This is a genomic window from Bradyrhizobium australiense, from assembly GCF_013114825.1.
Lineage (GTDB): Bacteria > Pseudomonadota > Alphaproteobacteria > Rhizobiales > Xanthobacteraceae > Bradyrhizobium > Bradyrhizobium australiense.
Genome location: NZ_JAAVLX010000002.1, coordinates 122,561 through 138,817, shown reverse-complemented (window position 1 = coordinate 138,817; position 16,257 = coordinate 122,561). Strand labels below are relative to the sequence as shown.

Annotated in this window: 15 protein-coding genes; 8 read left to right on the top strand and 7 right to left on the bottom strand. The window is 63.7% G+C overall.

Features of this window, described 5'->3' with window-relative positions:
• Positions 1-77 precede the first annotated feature (77 nt).
• On the top strand, positions 78-1,193 hold the full coding sequence (locus HCN58_RS04275; RefSeq protein WP_235983434.1) for an MFS transporter: 1,116 nt from the start codon (positions 78-80) through the stop codon (positions 1,191-1,193).
• An 18-nt stretch (positions 1,194-1,211) separates the two neighbouring features.
• Here HCN58_RS04275 and HCN58_RS04270 read toward each other — a convergent pair whose 3' ends face one another.
• Entirely contained in the window at positions 1,212-2,522 is a 1,311-nt protein-coding gene (locus HCN58_RS04270) for an alpha/beta hydrolase family protein (RefSeq protein WP_376701142.1), read from the bottom strand.
• A gap of 296 nt (positions 2,523-2,818) precedes the next feature.
• On the opposite strand from HCN58_RS04270, the gene HCN58_RS04265 reads away from it, so the two are divergent.
• Entirely contained in the window at positions 2,819-4,192 is a 1,374-nt protein-coding gene (locus HCN58_RS04265) for an APC family permease (RefSeq protein ID WP_171578130.1), read from the top strand.
• 2 nt (positions 4,193-4,194) lie between these two features.
• The gene (locus HCN58_RS04260; protein WP_171578129.1) at positions 4,195-5,433 is read left to right on the top strand and encodes a hypothetical protein; all 1,239 of its coding nucleotides are present in this window, start codon (positions 4,195-4,197) and stop codon (positions 5,431-5,433) included.
• Between the two features lie 26 nt (positions 5,434-5,459).
• On the opposite strand, the gene yidD is transcribed toward HCN58_RS04260, so the two are convergent.
• A complete protein-coding gene (gene yidD, locus HCN58_RS04255) occupies positions 5,460-5,813 on the bottom strand; it encodes a membrane protein insertion efficiency factor YidD (RefSeq protein WP_171578128.1) in 354 nt (117 codons plus the stop codon).
• 234 nt (positions 5,814-6,047) lie between these two features.
• Here yidD and HCN58_RS04250 point away from each other — a divergent pair, with 234 nt between their 5' ends.
• A complete protein-coding gene (locus HCN58_RS04250) occupies positions 6,048-6,974 on the top strand; it encodes a COG3904 family protein (protein ID WP_171578127.1) in 927 nt (308 codons plus the stop codon).
• Between the two features lie 71 nt (positions 6,975-7,045).
• Here the strand turns inward: HCN58_RS04250 and HCN58_RS04245 are convergent, their stop codons facing one another.
• Positions 7,046-7,495 (bottom strand): iron-sulfur cluster assembly scaffold protein, encoded by a 450-nt coding sequence (locus HCN58_RS04245; RefSeq protein ID WP_171578126.1) that lies wholly within the window; start codon positions 7,493-7,495, stop codon positions 7,046-7,048.
• Positions 7,496-7,738: 243 nt separating this feature from the next.
• Here HCN58_RS04245 and folE point away from each other — a divergent pair, with 243 nt between their 5' ends.
• From folE to HCN58_RS04225, 4 genes are all read left to right on the top strand, one after another.
• Positions 7,739-8,476 carry a GTP cyclohydrolase I FolE gene (gene folE / locus HCN58_RS04240; RefSeq protein ID WP_171578125.1) on the top strand — a complete coding sequence of 246 codons (738 nt, stop codon included), beginning with the start codon at positions 7,739-7,741 and terminating at the stop codon, positions 8,474-8,476.
• 30 nt (positions 8,477-8,506) lie between these two features.
• Positions 8,507-8,941 carry a phosphoribosyl-AMP cyclohydrolase gene (hisI, locus tag HCN58_RS04235; RefSeq protein ID WP_171578124.1) on the top strand — a complete coding sequence of 145 codons (435 nt, stop codon included), beginning with the start codon at positions 8,507-8,509 and terminating at the stop codon, positions 8,939-8,941.
• 242 nt (positions 8,942-9,183) lie between these two features.
• Positions 9,184-10,209, top strand: coding sequence for a transglycosylase SLT domain-containing protein (locus HCN58_RS04230; RefSeq protein WP_171578123.1), 1,026 nt, complete (start codon positions 9,184-9,186; stop codon positions 10,207-10,209).
• A gap of 267 nt (positions 10,210-10,476) precedes the next feature.
• Complete coding sequence (locus HCN58_RS04225) at positions 10,477-11,649, top strand: DUF2336 domain-containing protein (RefSeq protein WP_171578122.1); 1,173 nt, start codon at positions 10,477-10,479, stop codon at positions 11,647-11,649.
• Positions 11,650-11,821: 172 nt separating this feature from the next.
• Here HCN58_RS04225 and HCN58_RS04220 read toward each other — a convergent pair whose 3' ends face one another.
• The 4 genes from HCN58_RS04220 to HCN58_RS04205 form a co-directional block, all read right to left on the bottom strand.
• Positions 11,822-12,400, bottom strand: coding sequence for an Hpt domain-containing protein (locus HCN58_RS04220; protein WP_171578121.1), 579 nt, complete (start codon positions 12,398-12,400; stop codon positions 11,822-11,824).
• A gap of 21 nt (positions 12,401-12,421) precedes the next feature.
• Positions 12,422-12,967 (bottom strand): response regulator, encoded by a 546-nt coding sequence (locus HCN58_RS04215; RefSeq protein WP_028349127.1) that lies wholly within the window; start codon positions 12,965-12,967, stop codon positions 12,422-12,424.
• A gap of 227 nt (positions 12,968-13,194) precedes the next feature.
• Positions 13,195-13,974, bottom strand: a complete 780-nt coding sequence (locus tag HCN58_RS04210; protein ID WP_171578120.1) for an NAD kinase — start codon at positions 13,972-13,974, stop codon at positions 13,195-13,197.
• A 119-nt stretch (positions 13,975-14,093) separates the two neighbouring features.
• Complete coding sequence (locus HCN58_RS04205) at positions 14,094-16,247, bottom strand: adenylate/guanylate cyclase domain-containing protein (protein ID WP_376701153.1); 2,154 nt, start codon at positions 16,245-16,247, stop codon at positions 14,094-14,096.
• Between the last annotated feature and the right edge of the window lie 10 nt (positions 16,248-16,257).

The following is a 16,257-nucleotide window of genomic DNA, read 5'->3' as shown; positions in this document are numbered from 1 at the left end:
CGCAGTCTACATGCACCTGCATGAAACATGTGCCCGTGCCCGTCCACACCGAGCGCCGCTTTGCGCCGACTGCGCTGATGCTCGGCAACGTTATTACCGGCTGCTCGGTGCTGGCGCCGGCGGGTATGCTGGTCGAACTGTCTGCCGGTCTCGACGTCTCGATCCGCACCGCGGGGCTGTTGATCACATTCGGCGCGATCATGCTGTGCGTCGGTTCGCCGGTCACGGCGTGGCTGACGTCCAGGATCGAGCGGCGCACCCTGCTGACGGTCACTCTTGCGGTGCTGGCGCTCACCAACATTGCTTCCGCCTTTGCGCCTGACTATGCGAGCCTGCTCGGTATTCGTCTGGTCATGCTGGCCGTCGGTGCGCTCTACACGCCGCAGGCGGCGGGAACGGCCGCGTTGATCGTGCCTGAAGAAAGACGCGGCAGCGCCATCGCCTACATCTTTCTCGGCTGGTCGCTGGCGGTTGCCGTCGGCCTGCCGGCGATCACGTTCATTGCCAGCCGCTATGGCTGGCAGGCGGTCTATGGCGTCATCGGCGTGATGAGCGGCCTCAGTCTCCTCCTGCTGGCGTGGCGCCTGCCGGGTGGGCTGATCGGCGCGCCCGTCGATCTCAAGACATGGGCGGCGATCGGCCGCAACCGGATGATCCTGCTGCTGCTGTTGATCACGACCGCGCAGATGTCCGGCCAGTTCGCCGTGTTCACCTATATGGGCCCGTTGCTGGCGCGGCTGACGGGCGCAGGACCGGACCCGATCGCCGTGGTATTCGCCGTTTACGGCGTCTGCGGGGTCATCGGCACCGCGATTGCAACCCGCATCGTCGATTCCTGGGGTGCCTGGAAGACCTCGATGCTGTTCACGTCGGTGTTGCTGGCCGGCGTGAGCGGGTGGGCGCTCAGCGCCGGGATCTATTCGCTGATGGCTGTCTCAGTTGCGATCTGGGGTATTGGGTTTGCTTCCACCAATTCGATGCAGCAGGTGAGATTGGTCGGCGCAGCGCCTGCGCTGGCGTCCGCGTCGGTGTCGCTCAATACATCGGTGCTCTACGTTGGACAGGCCATTGGTTCGGCGATCGGCGGTTTTCTGTACGCCCGCGATCTCTTTTTCGCCAATGGCTATGTCGGGGCGGTCTTAGTCGCGCTAGCCCTGACGACGGTGATCCTGACTAGACCCAGAAAGGCCTGATCCGGCGAAGAAGGCGGGCTACCGGTTTGCGTACGGCGCGCTCGCAATCTGGGTCAAAGCCGGCGTTGCCGCCATCTTGACCAGCACGTCCTTGACCGGATGCTCGGTCCAGGCCTGCGTGACATAATCGCGGTGCGTGACGCCATCAGGCGTCTGCACGAACACAACGCTGCCGGGACGCAGCCGTCCGTCCATGCTCTCAGCCACGGTGATGCCCTTGTCGCGGAGCATCTGCATCAGCTCCTGATCGTGCCGCTTGGTGTAGCGGGTATACGAAGAGACAAAGAAGCCGGTGCGGTTTTTCTCGATCCAGGACGCGAACTTGTCGAGCTCGCCATAAACGGCGTCGAGCAGGAACACACCGCGGACCCGGTTCGGGAGGCCGCCAACCTCCAGGCTCCACGCCGTCGGCAGGAAGCCACCGCTGTAGCCGACGATCACGATCGGCATATTCGCGAACGCCTGTGCCGACTTCGGATCACCATAGAGGCGGGCGAGATGGCTGGCCGATTCATCGATGAAGCGCTTGAAGCCGCCCGGCTGCCAGAACTTGCCAGCGCTCGAGTCGGCGGCGTTCACCGCAAGCTGTGGCGCGAGCAGCACGGCGTTCACGCCGGAATCCGAGATCTGCTGCGGCACCAATTGCCGGTCGCGGACGTCGCGCTCCAGCGTCGCGCCGTTGCCGTGGAAGAACACCACGATCACGCCCGGCTTGCTGACATCGAATGTCTCGGGGACGTGCACCAGCACGCGGCTGTCGTTGTAGGTCTCGTCCTGCCAGTAGACCCTGCCGCTATAGCTGCGATGGCCCTTGCGGTCGCCCTTGGCGATATTGAGGAACGGTTCTTCGGAACGCGGATTAGTGCCGAAATAGGGGAAGGCGGAGGACTTCATGCTGACCAGTGTGGTCAACTCTTCGCGTTCGGTGCGGGGCAGGGTCAGCGTGGGCGTTAGCGAGGCGACCCTGACGGGCTCCGTCCGCACGGCGCGCGGCTGCGGCGCCAGCGCGACCTGGCGCTGGATTTGCGGCAGGCTTTCACCGGCGGTCGGGAAACGGTCGGCAAATTGCGGCGTGGGGAAGCGGTCGTCGAACGTGTCGGCGGAAGCCTGCGACTTGCCGGCCCGGGATTTGGCGCTGTCCGTGTTCGCCGCCAGTATTTCCGGGTTCGGCGCCTTGCCGCATTGGACCAGGACAAACGATAGCGGCACGATCAGTGCGGCCATCCTCGCCCACTGCCATCGAACGGGCAGCACACGGCGCGGCACGGCCGGGAACGTCGCCCCCCTGGCGGGATCAACTGTCGGGAAATTCGGATTAACTCCGACCATCCATTCCAATGCCCCAAGATTCACCGTCAACCGGCGTAAGCTCGCACGCGTTTAGGCGACATTACGCGTCCGGAAAAACTCCCCATGTCCGGAAGCGTGAGCAGATCATGCAATCGTGTCGCGATTGTGGGACCGTCACGATGTTTTCGCAATCCAGTAATGGCACGGTGGCGCTTGCATGGTATTATACAACCTATTTTGTATCTTAATTTAAACCATTGTTAACATTGCTTGAATTGGGGGGCGTCAGCCTGCACGATGCAGCTGTTGGCTGGGCGCTGAAGGTACGGTCCGAAATGGCGGCATCAGAAACGGGAAGCCCGGTTTGGCCCGGCTCGCTCTCCGGCAGCGGATCAACGATTTCGGTTCTGGTGGCGGTTGCCATTGTCGTTGCCGACATGGTCGGCGTCGGGGTCTTCACCAGCCTCGGTTTTCAGGTCAAGGATATTCCGTCGGGCTTTTCGATCCTGCTGCTGTGGACGGTCGGCGGCATCGTCGCGTTGTGCGGAGTGTTTTCCTACGGCGAGCTCGGCGCGATGTTTCCGCGCTCGAGCGGTGAGTACAACTTCCTCGGCCGGGCCTATCACCCGGCCTTCGGTTTTGTGGCGGGCTGGGTATCTGCGACGGTCGGCTTCGCAGCGCCAGTGGCGCTCGCCGCCATGGCGTTCGGCGAATACGGCAAATCGGTGCTGCCCAACGCGCCGCCGCTGGCACTTGCGATCGGCGTGGTCTGGCTCGTGTCGCTGGTGCAGCTCGCCGGTATCAGGCACTCCTCGACCTTTCAACTGGTCGCGACCATCCTGAAGGTATTGCTGATCGTAGCGTTCCTGGTCAGCGGGTTCGTGATCGGCACCGCGCAGCCGGTGACGTTCGCGCCATCAGCCTTCGACTTCGCCCATATCGTCAGCGCGCCGTTTGCGATCAGCCTGGTGTTCGTGATGTATTCGTTCTCCGGGTGGAACGCGGCAACCTACATCATCGGCGAGGTGAGATTGCCGGAGCGCAATGTGCCGCGGGCGATGCTGATCGGAACCCTAATCGTGCTGGTGCTGTATGTCGCACTCAACGCCGTCTTCTTGCACACCGCGCCGATCGACAAGCTCGCAGGCCAGCTCGACGTCGCCCGCATCTCCGGCAGCTACATCTTCGGTGAGTTCGGCGGCCGTATCGTCGGCGCGATGATCTGCGTCGGGCTGATCTCCTCGATCAGCGCGATGATGTGGATCGGGCCGCGCGTCATGATGACGATGGGCGAGGACATTCCAGTGCTGCGGGCGTTCGCACGGCGCTCGCCCAGCGGTGCGCCGGCTTACGCTATCCTGTTTCAGCTTACGGTCGCGAGCCTGATGCTGTTTACGCGCAGCTTCGAAGCGGTGCTCGACTTCATCCAGTTCGCGCTCTTGTTCTGCTCGTTCTTCACCGTGCTCGGCGTGATCAAGCTGCGCATCATGCGCCCGGATCTGCCGCGGCCCTACCGTGCCTGGGGATACCCGCTGACCACTGTGGTTTTCCTGCTCGTGACCGCCTTCATGATGTACTACCTTCTGACTGAACGGCCGTTGCAGTCGCTGCTCGGCCTTTTGATCATGCTTTCAGGCCTCTTGATTTACGCCGTGTTCCGCAAGCGGGCACATCAAGGCCCCGTGGCCGTATCTCAGGGTCGCGAATGAACATGCTGTACTGTCTGAGAACAGCGACGCTTGCTGCAGTCATGCTGCTGGCGGCCGCGGCTACCGTCCGTGCCGAACCCGCAACGGTGGACGACATTGCCAAATTTCTCGCGGGCATGATGCCATCGGCGGACTCGCCGCTGGCATCACTCACCAAGGATCCAGCCTGGCAACGTCACGCCAAATTCTTCGACACTGCGTTCGGCCAGCTCGAGCAGCGCCAGATATCGCGGATTCGCGCCTGGGCGGATACCAATCTGGCGGCACCAAAGCCGACCATGTTCTACATGTTCTCAGGCCCGGATTTTCTCTATGCGAACGCATTCTATTCCAAGGCCTCGACCTACGTGCTGAGCGCGCTCGAGCCGGTCGGCTCGGTGCCCGACCTGACGCGATTGCCGCGCGGCGGCATCGCGTCCGCGCTCTACAACGTCGAACGTTCGCTCAGTTCGATCCTGAGCTTCAGCTTCTTCATCACCAAGCAGATGAAGACCGATCTGAATGCAGGGCAGATCAGCGGCACCTTGCCGATCCTCTACGTGTTCCTGGCGCGCTCGGGCATGACCGTGAAGAGCGTCAGTCCGATCTCGCTGGACGACAAGGGGGCGGCGTATTTCGCGGGCGAAAATACCGGGCCGAACGCCGTGCGCGGCGTGCGCGTCATTTTCGTTGGCCCCGATGGGCAGGAAAAGACGCTGTATTACTTCTCGACCGATCTCTCCAACTCCGGCGTAAAGGCAAGCGGCTTTCTGAAATTCTGCGCGACCCTCGCGCCGGGCAACAGCCTGCTCAAGAGCGCGTCTTATTTGCTGCATTCCGGCAACTTCACGACGGTGCGCGACTTCTTGCTCAATAACAGCGCCACCATCATCCAGGACGATTCCGGAATTCCGCTGGCATATTACAGCACCAGGAAATGGCGCTTGTTCCCGTTCGGCCGTTATCTGGGACCGATCGACGAATTCGCCGGTCGCTACCAGGAATCATACGCTGCACTGTTCCGGCGTGCGCAGCCGATCGATTTCGGCATCGGCTATCGCTGGCGCACACACGAGACGAACGTGCTGCTGTCGGTGAGATTGCCCGACGATGGATCGCCCGCTATCGACGCCACGGCATCGACGGAGGCCCCGCCGCCACCGCCGCGTCCACGCAGGCCGCGGCCGCCGCCGGATTTTTGGCCGCGGCCGCAACCGGATTTTTGGCCACAGCCGCGGGGCGGATTTTTCTTGTGGCGCTAAGCAGCAATCCAAGCTCGCCGCCGCACTCAGGAAGCGTTGACGCCGCGCCAGCGTCCATAACGCCACGGCAGATACCAGCGCGCGCCTGATGGTGCTGTGAGCGGCACGTTGTCGATGCCGGATGTGCCCCAGGGATGGCAGCGCAACAGCCGCGCCAGCGTCATCCAGCCGCCGCCCCACAAGCCGAAACGTTCGATCGCCTCGTCGCCATACACCGAGCAAGTCGGCAGGTGCCGGCAGTTGTAACCGACCAGTGGCGACAGCGTGTGCCGGTAGATCCAGATCAGCGCGCGTCCCGCATTGCGCGGCAGACGAGCGACTCCGTTGGCACAGTCCGTGCATTGTTTGCGGGGCGACGATGAATGATCGACGGGTGCCATGATGGACGATGCACGTAGTTTTGCGGGAGTTCCAGAGCAAGGAACTCAATGCATGCAGATATTTACGCCACAGTTCACAATTATCGCACTGCGAAGCGACGTAGCAAGCCAAGGTATTATGGACGACACAGGACAGTACGGTTACCGTTTTCGCAACGCATCGATGACAGAATCATGTCGCGGTGAAGTGGGGCCATTGCCATTGCTCTCTGGGGCTTGGGGGAAGGAACCAAATTGAGGTTTGTCAGGTCGCTGAAATTTCGCGGCTGGGTGCTTCTTGGCGCCACCGCCTTTTGTCTCGGATTGCCTGGCGCGATCACGACGCTGGGTACTTCGGCGCAGGCTGGCGGCACCCTCGAAGAACGCAAGCAGCCGATGCACTTCAAGTGGAATGCGTGCCAGCCCGACTGCAGGGGCTGGGTCTCGGCCGTCGGCATCGTCACAGCGGATAGTCCGAGGGAATTCGATGAATTCGCCAAGGGGCGCCAACTCGCCGGCGCGACCATCGTGCTGGATTCCAGCGGCGGCTCGGTCAACGATTCCATCGCGCTTGGCCGCAGGTTCCGCAGTCTCGGCGCGCTGACGACAGTCGGCTCAACCGTGCGCACGCAGACCCCGCGCGGCGAGCGCGTGAGCGTCGTGCCGGAAGCCTATTGCGAGTCAATGTGCGTGTTCCTGCTGCTGTCGGGCAAGACCCGTTACGTGCCGCCCGTCGCGCATGTCCGCGTGCACCAGATCTGGATGGGTGATCGGGCCGACGATGCCAAGGCCGCAAGCTACAGCGCGCAGGACCTGATGATTGTCGAGCGCGATATCGGCCGACTCGCGAAATACACTTTCGAAATGGGCGGCACCGGCGATTTGCTGTCGCTGGCCCTCAGCGTGCCGCCGTGGGAAGATCTGCACGAATTGTCGCGCGGCGAATTGCGGCTGGCCAATCTGGTCACGACCGATGCGGTCGCCGACGTGTTCCCGCAGGACAATTCGTCGGTGCCGATGGCCGAGGCGAAGCCTTCCAAGCCGCAGGACCGCTTCGTCAGTTCCACCGTGGGGGGCGACGCGCAGCCGCAGCCGGGCAAGTCGACCAAGACCGCCGAAGCCGCGGCTCCGACCGGCGGTTCTGCGACCGCGCCGGCTCAGCCCGCTCAGCCGCAGAAGTAGCGAAGCGCAGCATCGAACCCGGAATCGCGAGATTCCGGGTCTGCGGACCATCCCGGAATGACGGTCCAGCCTTAGGCCGATGCCGGCTGCTTGGCCCTAGCTTCGATCTGGCCGATGGCATCCACCACGGCGTCGAAGGTCAGCAGGGTCGAGGCGTGGCGGGCCTTATAGTCGCGCACCGGCTCGAGCAAGGCGATGTCGGCCCATTTGCCCTGCGGGGGGCTGCCGTTTTCCTTCAACATCTTGCGCACGGTTTCTCGCAGTTCACGTAACTCGCTAGCCGTCGAGCCGACCACATGGCTTGCCATGATCGAGGAGGAGGCTTGCCCGAGCGCGCAGGCCTTCACGTCATGGGCGAAGTCGGTGACCACGGGCCCATCCATCTTGAGATCGACCTTGACGGTCGAGCCGCACAGTTTGGAGTGGGCGGTGGCGCTGGCGTGGGGGTCGGGGAGGCGGCCAAGGCGGGGGATATTACCCGCCAATTCAATGATCCGCTTGTTGTAGATGTCGTTCAGCATGAGAATCGGTGTCCCGGGCAGCGATCCGAGCGCCCTTGGCGGCTGGGTTTCATCGTCCTATATATGAACAGGAACGGCGGAAAAACAGCCCGGCCGTTTGCCGTAGGCGGACGGACAGGGACCAGACATGGAAACCAGTTCGGCCGTCCGCGTGTTGTGGATGGGACTCAGGCGCCCGGCGGCAATCCGCCCCGTCTGCCCGGTGACACTCCGGCCTTTGCGGGCCGGTCGAACGGAGAAGACATGGACGCATTGATCAAATCCCTCCGCCCCGGCAAGCCTTCTGAAGTCAAGCCTTCCGATTTGAAGTCTTCCGAAGTGAAATCGCCCGATGTGGCGCCGGAAGCCCGTTCCGCCGAGCTCGATCCGGCCGAGTTCCTGGCCGCTGCCGTCCGCGCCGACCTGCCTCGCCCGTCGCGCGCCGAGGCCGAACACGCCGTGCATACGCTGCTCAGCTATATCGGCGAAAACCCCGGTCGCGAGGGTTTGCTGGATACGCCCCGCCGCGTGGTCGAAGCCTTCGACGAGCTCTATCAGGGTTATCATCAGTGCCCGGCCGAGGTGCTGGACCGCACGTTTGGCGAAACCGCCGGCTATGACGATTTCGTCCTGGTCCGCGATATCGAATTCACCTCGCAATGCGAGCATCACATGATGCCGTTCTACGGCAAGGCGCATATCGCCTATACCCCGGTGGAGCGGGTGGTCGGACTATCGAAGCTGGCGCGGCTGACCGATATCTTCGCGCGCCGCCTGCAGACCCAGGAACACCTGACCGCCCAGATCGCGGCCGCGATCGACGAGGTCCTGAAACCCCGTGGCGTTGCCGTGCTGATCGAGGCGGAGCATACCTGCATGTCGGTACGCGGCGTCGCCAAGCACGGCGCGATGACCCTCACCAGCCGCTTCACCGGCATGTTCCGCGACAATCCGGCGGAGCAGCAGCGTTTTCTGTCCCTGGTGCGAGGATTGAACCGGTAGCCTCGCCGAAATTTATCCGCGAGGACTGCCGTGTCCACGTCAGCAACTACTAACGAGCGCGAGGAGGGGCTGGCGTTCCAGCCCAAATTCGACGCGTCAGGTCTCGTGACCTGCGTCGCGACCGACGCCGTGACAGGCGATGTGCTGATGGTCGCCCATATGAACGACGAGGCGCTGCGCAAGACGATCGCGACCGGCGAGGCCTGCTACTTCAGCCGCTCGCGCAATGCGTTGTGGCGCAAAGGTGAGACGTCGGGTCAGACCCAGCGCGTGGTCGAGATGCGCATCGATTGCGATCAGGATGCGGTCTGGATCCGCGTCGAGCAGCAGGGCGCTGCGTGTCATACCGGGCGGCATTCCTGCTTCTACCGCAAGATCGACGCCGCCGAGGGCGGTGCGCGGCTGACGTTCGTCGATGCCGACAGGCAGTTCGATCCGGCTGAGGTCTACCAGAGAGAGACGTAGAGGCGAGCTTCCCGCGGTCGTCATTTCGGGGCAGCCGTAGACTGAACCCGGAACCTCGAGATTCTCAGGTGCGCAATCGCGCACCTGAGTTCGCGCAAACGCGCGCCCCGGAATGACGTCACGGAGAGATCACTTAACCCGCCATTAACCATAATTACGGCAGTCTCGACCGCATATGGGCACTGATTACCGGTGCCTTGAGAGCCCGCGCGAGGTTTCGCGAGGAGCGGGGCACCAGAGATATGGCGGTCGACACATTTAGCGCCACGGCTGCGGCAGGTGTCGATCCCACGCGCGCGAAGATTGCGGGCTCGATCAAGCAGGCGGCATCCACCACCGGCACCAGCTTCGAATATCTGCTCACCACCGCGAAGATGGAGTCCAACTTCAATCCGAAAGCCGCTGCTACGACCTCGTCGGCGCGCGGGCTGTTTCAGTTCATCGATCAGACCTGGCTCGGCACGGTGAAAGAGGCGGGTGACCATCTCGGCTATGGCAAATATGCCGACGCCATCACCAGGGATTCCGACGGTCGCTATTCGGTTGACGATCCCGCGGCACGCGCCGCGATCATACAGCTGCGCGACGACCCGGATGCCGCCTCATCGATGGCGGCGGTGCTGACGCAATCCAACAGTTTCAAACTGACCGGCAAGATCGGCCGCCGCCCGACCGACGCCGAACTCTATATGGCGCATTTCATGGGCGTCGGCGGCGCCGGCAAGCTGATCCAGAATGCCGAAGACAATCCGAACGCGTCAGCCGTGCGGATGTTTCCAAATGCGGCGGCGGCGAACCAGTCGATCTTCTACGACCGTTCGGGGCAGCCGCGCAGCGTCTCCCAGGTCTATTCGGTGCTGAGCACGCGCTATGCGGCTGCCGCCACCTCGCCGGTGACGCGCACGGCGATGGCGGCCGCCGGCGGCGATCTGCCGCGGCGCGTCACGTTCGCGAGCGCCGCGCCGGCAGCGATGGCGATTGATAACGCCGCGTATCTCTCGAGCTTCCCGGATCAGCGCGCGGTGACGCCGGTTGCGGCAACCTCGCAGACTGCCGCTGCGTCACCCGAGCCGATCTTCCGCTCGCTGTTCCAGGCCGGCGAACGCACGCAGCCGATTTCGCCGGCAGTGCAGGAATTGTGGGGCAGCAATTCGTCGCTGGCGTCAGTTGCTTCCGCGAGCACCGTGTTGTCGGGATACAAGCCCGAAGTTCGCGCGCCGGGCCGGCTCGATCTGTTCAGCGACCGCAACGGCACGTTCAGTAGCTGATCTCAGCCCGTGTCCCGGGCGCGATGCAGCGCGTCGCAGAACCGGACCCATCCCAGTGTCGCGCGGCCGGATGGGCCCGGATCAGCAGCGCAACACTGCGAGTTGCGCAGCATCCGGGAGCCAAAGGTCGCCGTCGCCCTCGCAGCCTTAACAAAACGTCAATAGAACCAGCCGTTTATGGTGAACCCTTTGTTAAGCGTCATGGTTTATTTTTTCTAATAGTGGCACCGCGTCACGGTGTCGTCTCACGTTGCGTAAGCCAGGACCATGATCGTTCGGCAGTTCATCAGTTGGATTCGTACCGCTCCGGCAGGCGAGCGGGCAGAGGCGACGCGGGCGTTGGCGCGGGCCTGGTTGATTTCAGATCTTAGCGAGGACGATCGCATCGCCGCCGAAGGCGCGCTGTTGATGCTGCTCGATGATCCATCGCCGCTGGTGCGCCAGGCGATGTCGGAAGTCTTCGCGCGCAGCTCGGATGCGCCGGCCGCGATCGTGCAGGCGCTCTCGCTCGATCAGCCCTCGATCGCGCTTTCCGTGCTCGAACATTCGCCGCTTCTGATCGACGCCGACCTCGTCGACATCGTCGCCACCGGCAACAGCGACATGCAATGCGCCATCGCCCGCCGCATCAATCTGCCGCCCTCGGTTTCCGCCGCGATTGCCGAAGTCGGTTCGGCCGCCGCAGCGCTTGAGCTGATCGAAAACGCCTACGCAGAACTCGCGCCGTTTTCCTGGGACCGCATCGTTGAACGTCACGGTCATCTCGCCGCGATCAGGGAATCGATGCTGGTGCTGGAAGACCTGCCCGCCGCCACCCGCGTGGCGCTGGTCGCGAAACTCTCCGAGACGCTGGCGCAATTCGTCGTCGCGCGGAACTGGCTGAGCGCCGACCGGGCAGGGCGGCTGGCGAACGAGGCGCGCGAGCGCTCGGCCGTGAACATCGCGGCGCATTCGCGCGGCGATGACATGCAGGGACTGGTGCGGCATTTGCGCGCCACCGGGCAACTGACCGCCGGCCTGATCCTGCGCGCGCTATTGTCCGGCAATCTCGAACTGTTCGATGCCGCGCTTGCCGAGCTGGCCGACCTGCCGCTGGCCCGCGTCACCGCGCTGCTGCATGACCGCGGCGGCGCCAGCCTGCAGGCCCTCCTGATCCGCGCAGGCCTTCCCGAATCCACGTTCGGAGCCTTCCGTATCGCGCTCGAGGTTAGCCAGGAGACCGGCTTTGTCGATACGATTGGCGGCGCCGCGAGACTGCGCCGCCGCATGGTCGAGCGCGTGCTGACCCATTGCGAGACCGACCGCAAGGCCGCCGAGCCGCTCTTGATTCTGTTGCGGCGCTTCGCAACCGAGTCCGCGCGCGAGGAAGCCCGCCTGTTCTGCGAGGAGTTGGTGGCCGACGAAGCCTTCGTGCCTGCGGTGCGCGATCTCGCGGCGTAAGCTCAACTGCGCAACAACACACTCGGTGTCGTCCCTGCGAACGCAGGGATCCATAACCACGGCCGCTTGTTGGTAAGCGACAGACGTCGACCAGCGTTTTCTTGAGGGATAAGCCGCGGCGTATGGGTCCCTGCGTTCGCAGGGACGACAACGGGAGAGAGCGGCGAGTCTCTTACTCCGCCGGCACGATGCTCGGCGCCAGGATCGCTTCGAGATGCTCGGGGCGGTCGCGGTTGACCTTGAGCAGGAATTCATCCGTGATGCCGCGGAGCTGCTTGCTGAGCGCGCTCGCCATCACCGCGGTGTCGAGCTTGGTGCGTTCGCGCACGATCGCCTGAATCGCGTTGATATGGTGGGTGATCAGCTCGGGCGGGACCTGGTCGAGGTCGGGGGCGTGTTCGATGATGCGGCACAGGCTTTCGGCGGCGGCGCCCGCGGAAGGGAAGCCGAACGTGGCGGCATCGCCCTTGATGTCATGGGCCGCGCGAAACAGCTCTTCGCGGTTGTCGACGGTGAAACCGTTGCGGAGAATGACCGCGTGCGCGGCCGAGAGCCGGTCCGCCTCGATCGCCATCCAGTTCTTGAATTCGCCGGACAGTCCAGCAAGCGCCTTTTCCGCGCGCCCGACAGGATCGTCGAGATCGGATTCGGGAACGCGCAGCAACATCTTGCGCAACGGATTGGGTTGCGTGATCACGTGATGATCGGCAAACGATTTGACCTGTATGGTGCCCGGCTTTTCTTTCGCCATGATGATGTCTCCAGGGCCGCGCTAGACGTTCGACCGCGCCTTGTCGAGCAACGACGGCTGCTGCATCACTTCCATCTCGCCGCCGACCCGGCGCTCGGGGCCGATATAGGCGTTGTTGGTATTGCGCCGCCGATCGGGGCCGAAATAGGTCTTGGTTTTGATGAAGGGGCGCGGATTGGCGACGACGTTGAGGATGCGCTGATAGAGGCCCTTGGCCGAGATCGGCTTGGCCAGGAACTCGGTGACGCCGGCGTCGCGCGCGACCGTGACGCGCCGCTTCTCCGAATGTCCGGTCAGCATGATGATCGGCGCGTAAGGGTTACCCTTCGATTCCGGCTGCCGGATCATCTGCGCCAGTTCGAGGCCGTCGAAGATCGGCATCGCCCAGTCGGTAATGACGATATCGGGCACGTAGTGGCTGTACATTTCCAGCGCGGTGGCGCCGTCCTCGGCTTCATAGGCTTCGCGCGCGCCAAACGAATGCAACAGCGTCCGCAGGATGCGGCGCATATGCGGATTATCGTCGCAAATCAGAAATCGCAGCTTGTTGAAGTCAATGCGATACATGGTCCGGCCCGGCCCAGCAAAACGGTATACTGGCGTTAACCATATCGCGGCGCCGGTTAAGGAATGGTTGCGAAGGCGGGATCTTGAGCCCGTCGTCCCTGCGAAAGCAGGGACCCATACGCCGCGGCTTCTCGAGTTCGGGAGGTGACAATTAACCGCTGCGCGCGACAACTAACGCCTGTGGTTATGGGTCCCGGCTCGCGCTTCGCTTGGCCGGGACGACGGCGTTAGTACCCGAACTGCTCGCGCAGGATGCGTTCTTCGAGACTGTGACCGGGGTCGAACAGCATACGCATCGAAATCGTCTTGTCGGACAAAACCTCGACGCGGCGGACGTCGCGCACATCGTCATGGTCGGCTGCGGCTGCAACCGGACGCTTCTCGCCCTCGAGCACCTCGATCACCACAAAAGCAGAGTTCGGGAGCAGGGCGCCGCGCCAGCGGCGCGGGCGGAACGCGCTGATCGGGGTCAGCGCCAGAAGCGCGGCGTTGATCGGCAGGATCGGTCCCTGCGCCGACAGATTATAGGCGGTGGAGCCGGCCGGCGTCGCCACCAGGATGCCGTCGGCGATCAGTTCGGCCATCCGCTCGTGCTCGTCGATCAGGATGCGCAAGTGGGCGGCCTGATTGGTCTGGCGAAACAGCGCGACCTCGTTGATGGCGTGATGCAGATGCACGACGCCGTGAACGTCGGTGGCGCGCATCAGGAGCGGATTGATCAGGGATTCCCGCGCCGCCGCCAGCCGCGTATGCAAATCATGCGTGGTGTATTCGTTCATCAGGAAACCGACGGTTCCGCGATGCATGCCGTAGATCGGCTTGCCCGAGTGCATATGGGCGTGCAGCGTCTGCAGCATCAATCCGTCGCCGCCGAGCGCCACCACGACATCGGCGTCGTTGGCATCGTGGTTGCCGTAGAGCTTGACGAGCTGCGCCAGTGCGGCCTGCGCCTCGGCGCCTGCGCTCGCGACGAAAGCAATCCGGTCGTATCGCTTGGAAGTGGCCATCGGACGACGAACTCATACTTGGCGCGGATTGCGCCGCGCTCGTCTATACACCTTGGGCAGGCTTGTCGAGATGGCCGTGAGGCTCTTTCGCGCCGGTAACGTAAACCGGGATCGGTACGTCATTTTTCCTGCAATGTCCGGATCGGGTCCCAGTCGTCGCCCGGCGGGTTTTGGGCCAATTCCCGGGCCCGCGCGGCAAATAGCGACGCAGGGCCATCGATATCGGCTGAACGGCCAAAGCACTGCGCGGCGCGCTTGAACTCGCGGGCCCGCCAGTGTGCCAGCCCGTCGGCGTAGTTGGCGATCACCGCCTGTTGCGGCGGCGCCAGCTCGGCCGAGAGCGCCAGCAACTGGTAGATTTTCAGCGCCTGGGTACGTCCCTTGACCCTGATCGCGTCGAGTTCGCGCCAGGCGAAGGCCTCTCCGGCCAGCGCGACGGTCGTCTCGGACGCGATCACGGTGGTGCCGTAGAATTTGTTGGCGCCCTCCAGCCGCGAAGCCAGGTTCACCGCGTCGCTCATTACGGAATAGTTGAAGCGCCGCCGCGATCCGAAATTGCCGACCAGCGCCTCGCCGGAATTGATGCCGATCCGCTGCGCCAGCCTGTATTCGCGAAACAGGGCGGAGGAGGCGTTGAGTTCCGCCAGTTGCGTGCAGCAGTCCAGCGCGGCGCGCGCCGCGTTGGCAGCATGGTCGGGATCGTCGGCCGGGGCGCCGAATACCGCCACGATGGAGTCGCCAATATATTTGTCGACATAGCCGCCATGGCTTTCGATCACATCGGTCATCGCCGACAGATATTCGTTCATCAGCTCCATCAGGCCATCGGGCGACATCTTCTCCGCGATCAGCGAAAATCCTTCGATGTCGGAGAAGAACACCGTCACGTTACGGGTTTCGCCGCCGAGCTCCGGCAATTTGCTCGACGAGAGCAAGCGGTTGATGACGTGCGGCGCGAGGTAGAGCGCAAAGCTCTTCTGCAGCAGGCGGCGGTCCTTGTCGGCGACGACGAAGCGAAAACCGATCGTGGCGGACAATGCGGCAAGGCTGGCAAGGATCGGCTCGACCAGCGGCAGCGCCAGCGCGTGGTTGAAGGCGACGGTGGCAGCTGCCAGGCCCAGCACGATCATGGCCGTCCACGCAGCGAACGCGATAACGGGCCGGAACAGCCAGGCGGCCGCCGCGCCGAGCGCAGCAATCAAGGTCGCGATCAGCAAGCGGGGAAGCGGGCCTGGTTCGATCACGCTGTTGCGTGCGATTAGGTTGTTGACCGCGGTGGCATGGACATAGACGCCCGCGATCGTGCTTTTCTTGAAGCCCGCGGTAACCGGCGTGCTCTCGTTGGTGCAGCGCGGGGTGCGTGCGCCTTCGATGCCGGTTGCGAAGCGCTTGGACGTGAAGCGGCGGTCCTCGATATCGAGGACAGTGCCGAAGATCACGACCTTGCCGCCGAACCAGCGCCGGAAATAGTCCTTGTCGTTCTTGACGGCGCACGCGCGCAGATCGGCAAAGGAGAACGTCGGAATGTCGTCGCCGCCGCCTTCGAAATTCAGTGTCACCGTGTTCGGCACGCGGCCGGGCACCCGGTAGCCGGCGAGCGTCAGCGTACCGCGCTTGTCGAACTCGGGTGCGGCGCCGAGCGCCCGGGAGGCCAGTTCGACCGCCATCGAGGGCACCCTTGTCCCGTTGACGGTAAAACTCAGCGGCATGCGCCGCAGGATATCGTCGCTGTCGGCATGAACGTTGAGCGGACGGATGTTCAATTGCTGGCGGACCGCGACGCGCTGTCCCGGCGATGGCCCGACCGGCTGGTTGCCGCCCAGGACTTCTCCCAGCACCACCTTGCCGTTCACCGCCGCACCGGCAAGCGAACGAAGAAAGTCACGGTCAAATCCACGAACTTTCTCGCCGAGCGTGCCCTCGCCGAACGGAATCTCCGACTGCTCGATCGATTTCGGGATCACCATGTCGAAACCGGCCACCTTGGCGCCGCCTTCGAGCGTCGCTGACAGCACGCGGCCGATCTCGCCGGTCCAGGTCAGCATCGGCGCATCTTGGAACGGGGCGGTGCGGAGGCTCTCCTCGTCCATCGCGACGACGACCGCGGGCGAAGCGGCCGGATCCTGCCTACGGCCGAACACCTCCCAACGCAGCGCGGTGAGGATATCAATGGAGAGCCCGCGGATCGGTCGGGCCACAGGAGAAACTGAGGCGGCTGCGCAAACCAGCGCGATGGCGGCGATCACAAGCCTGTCGCGCGTGTTGCGCCTGATCCTCAAGATG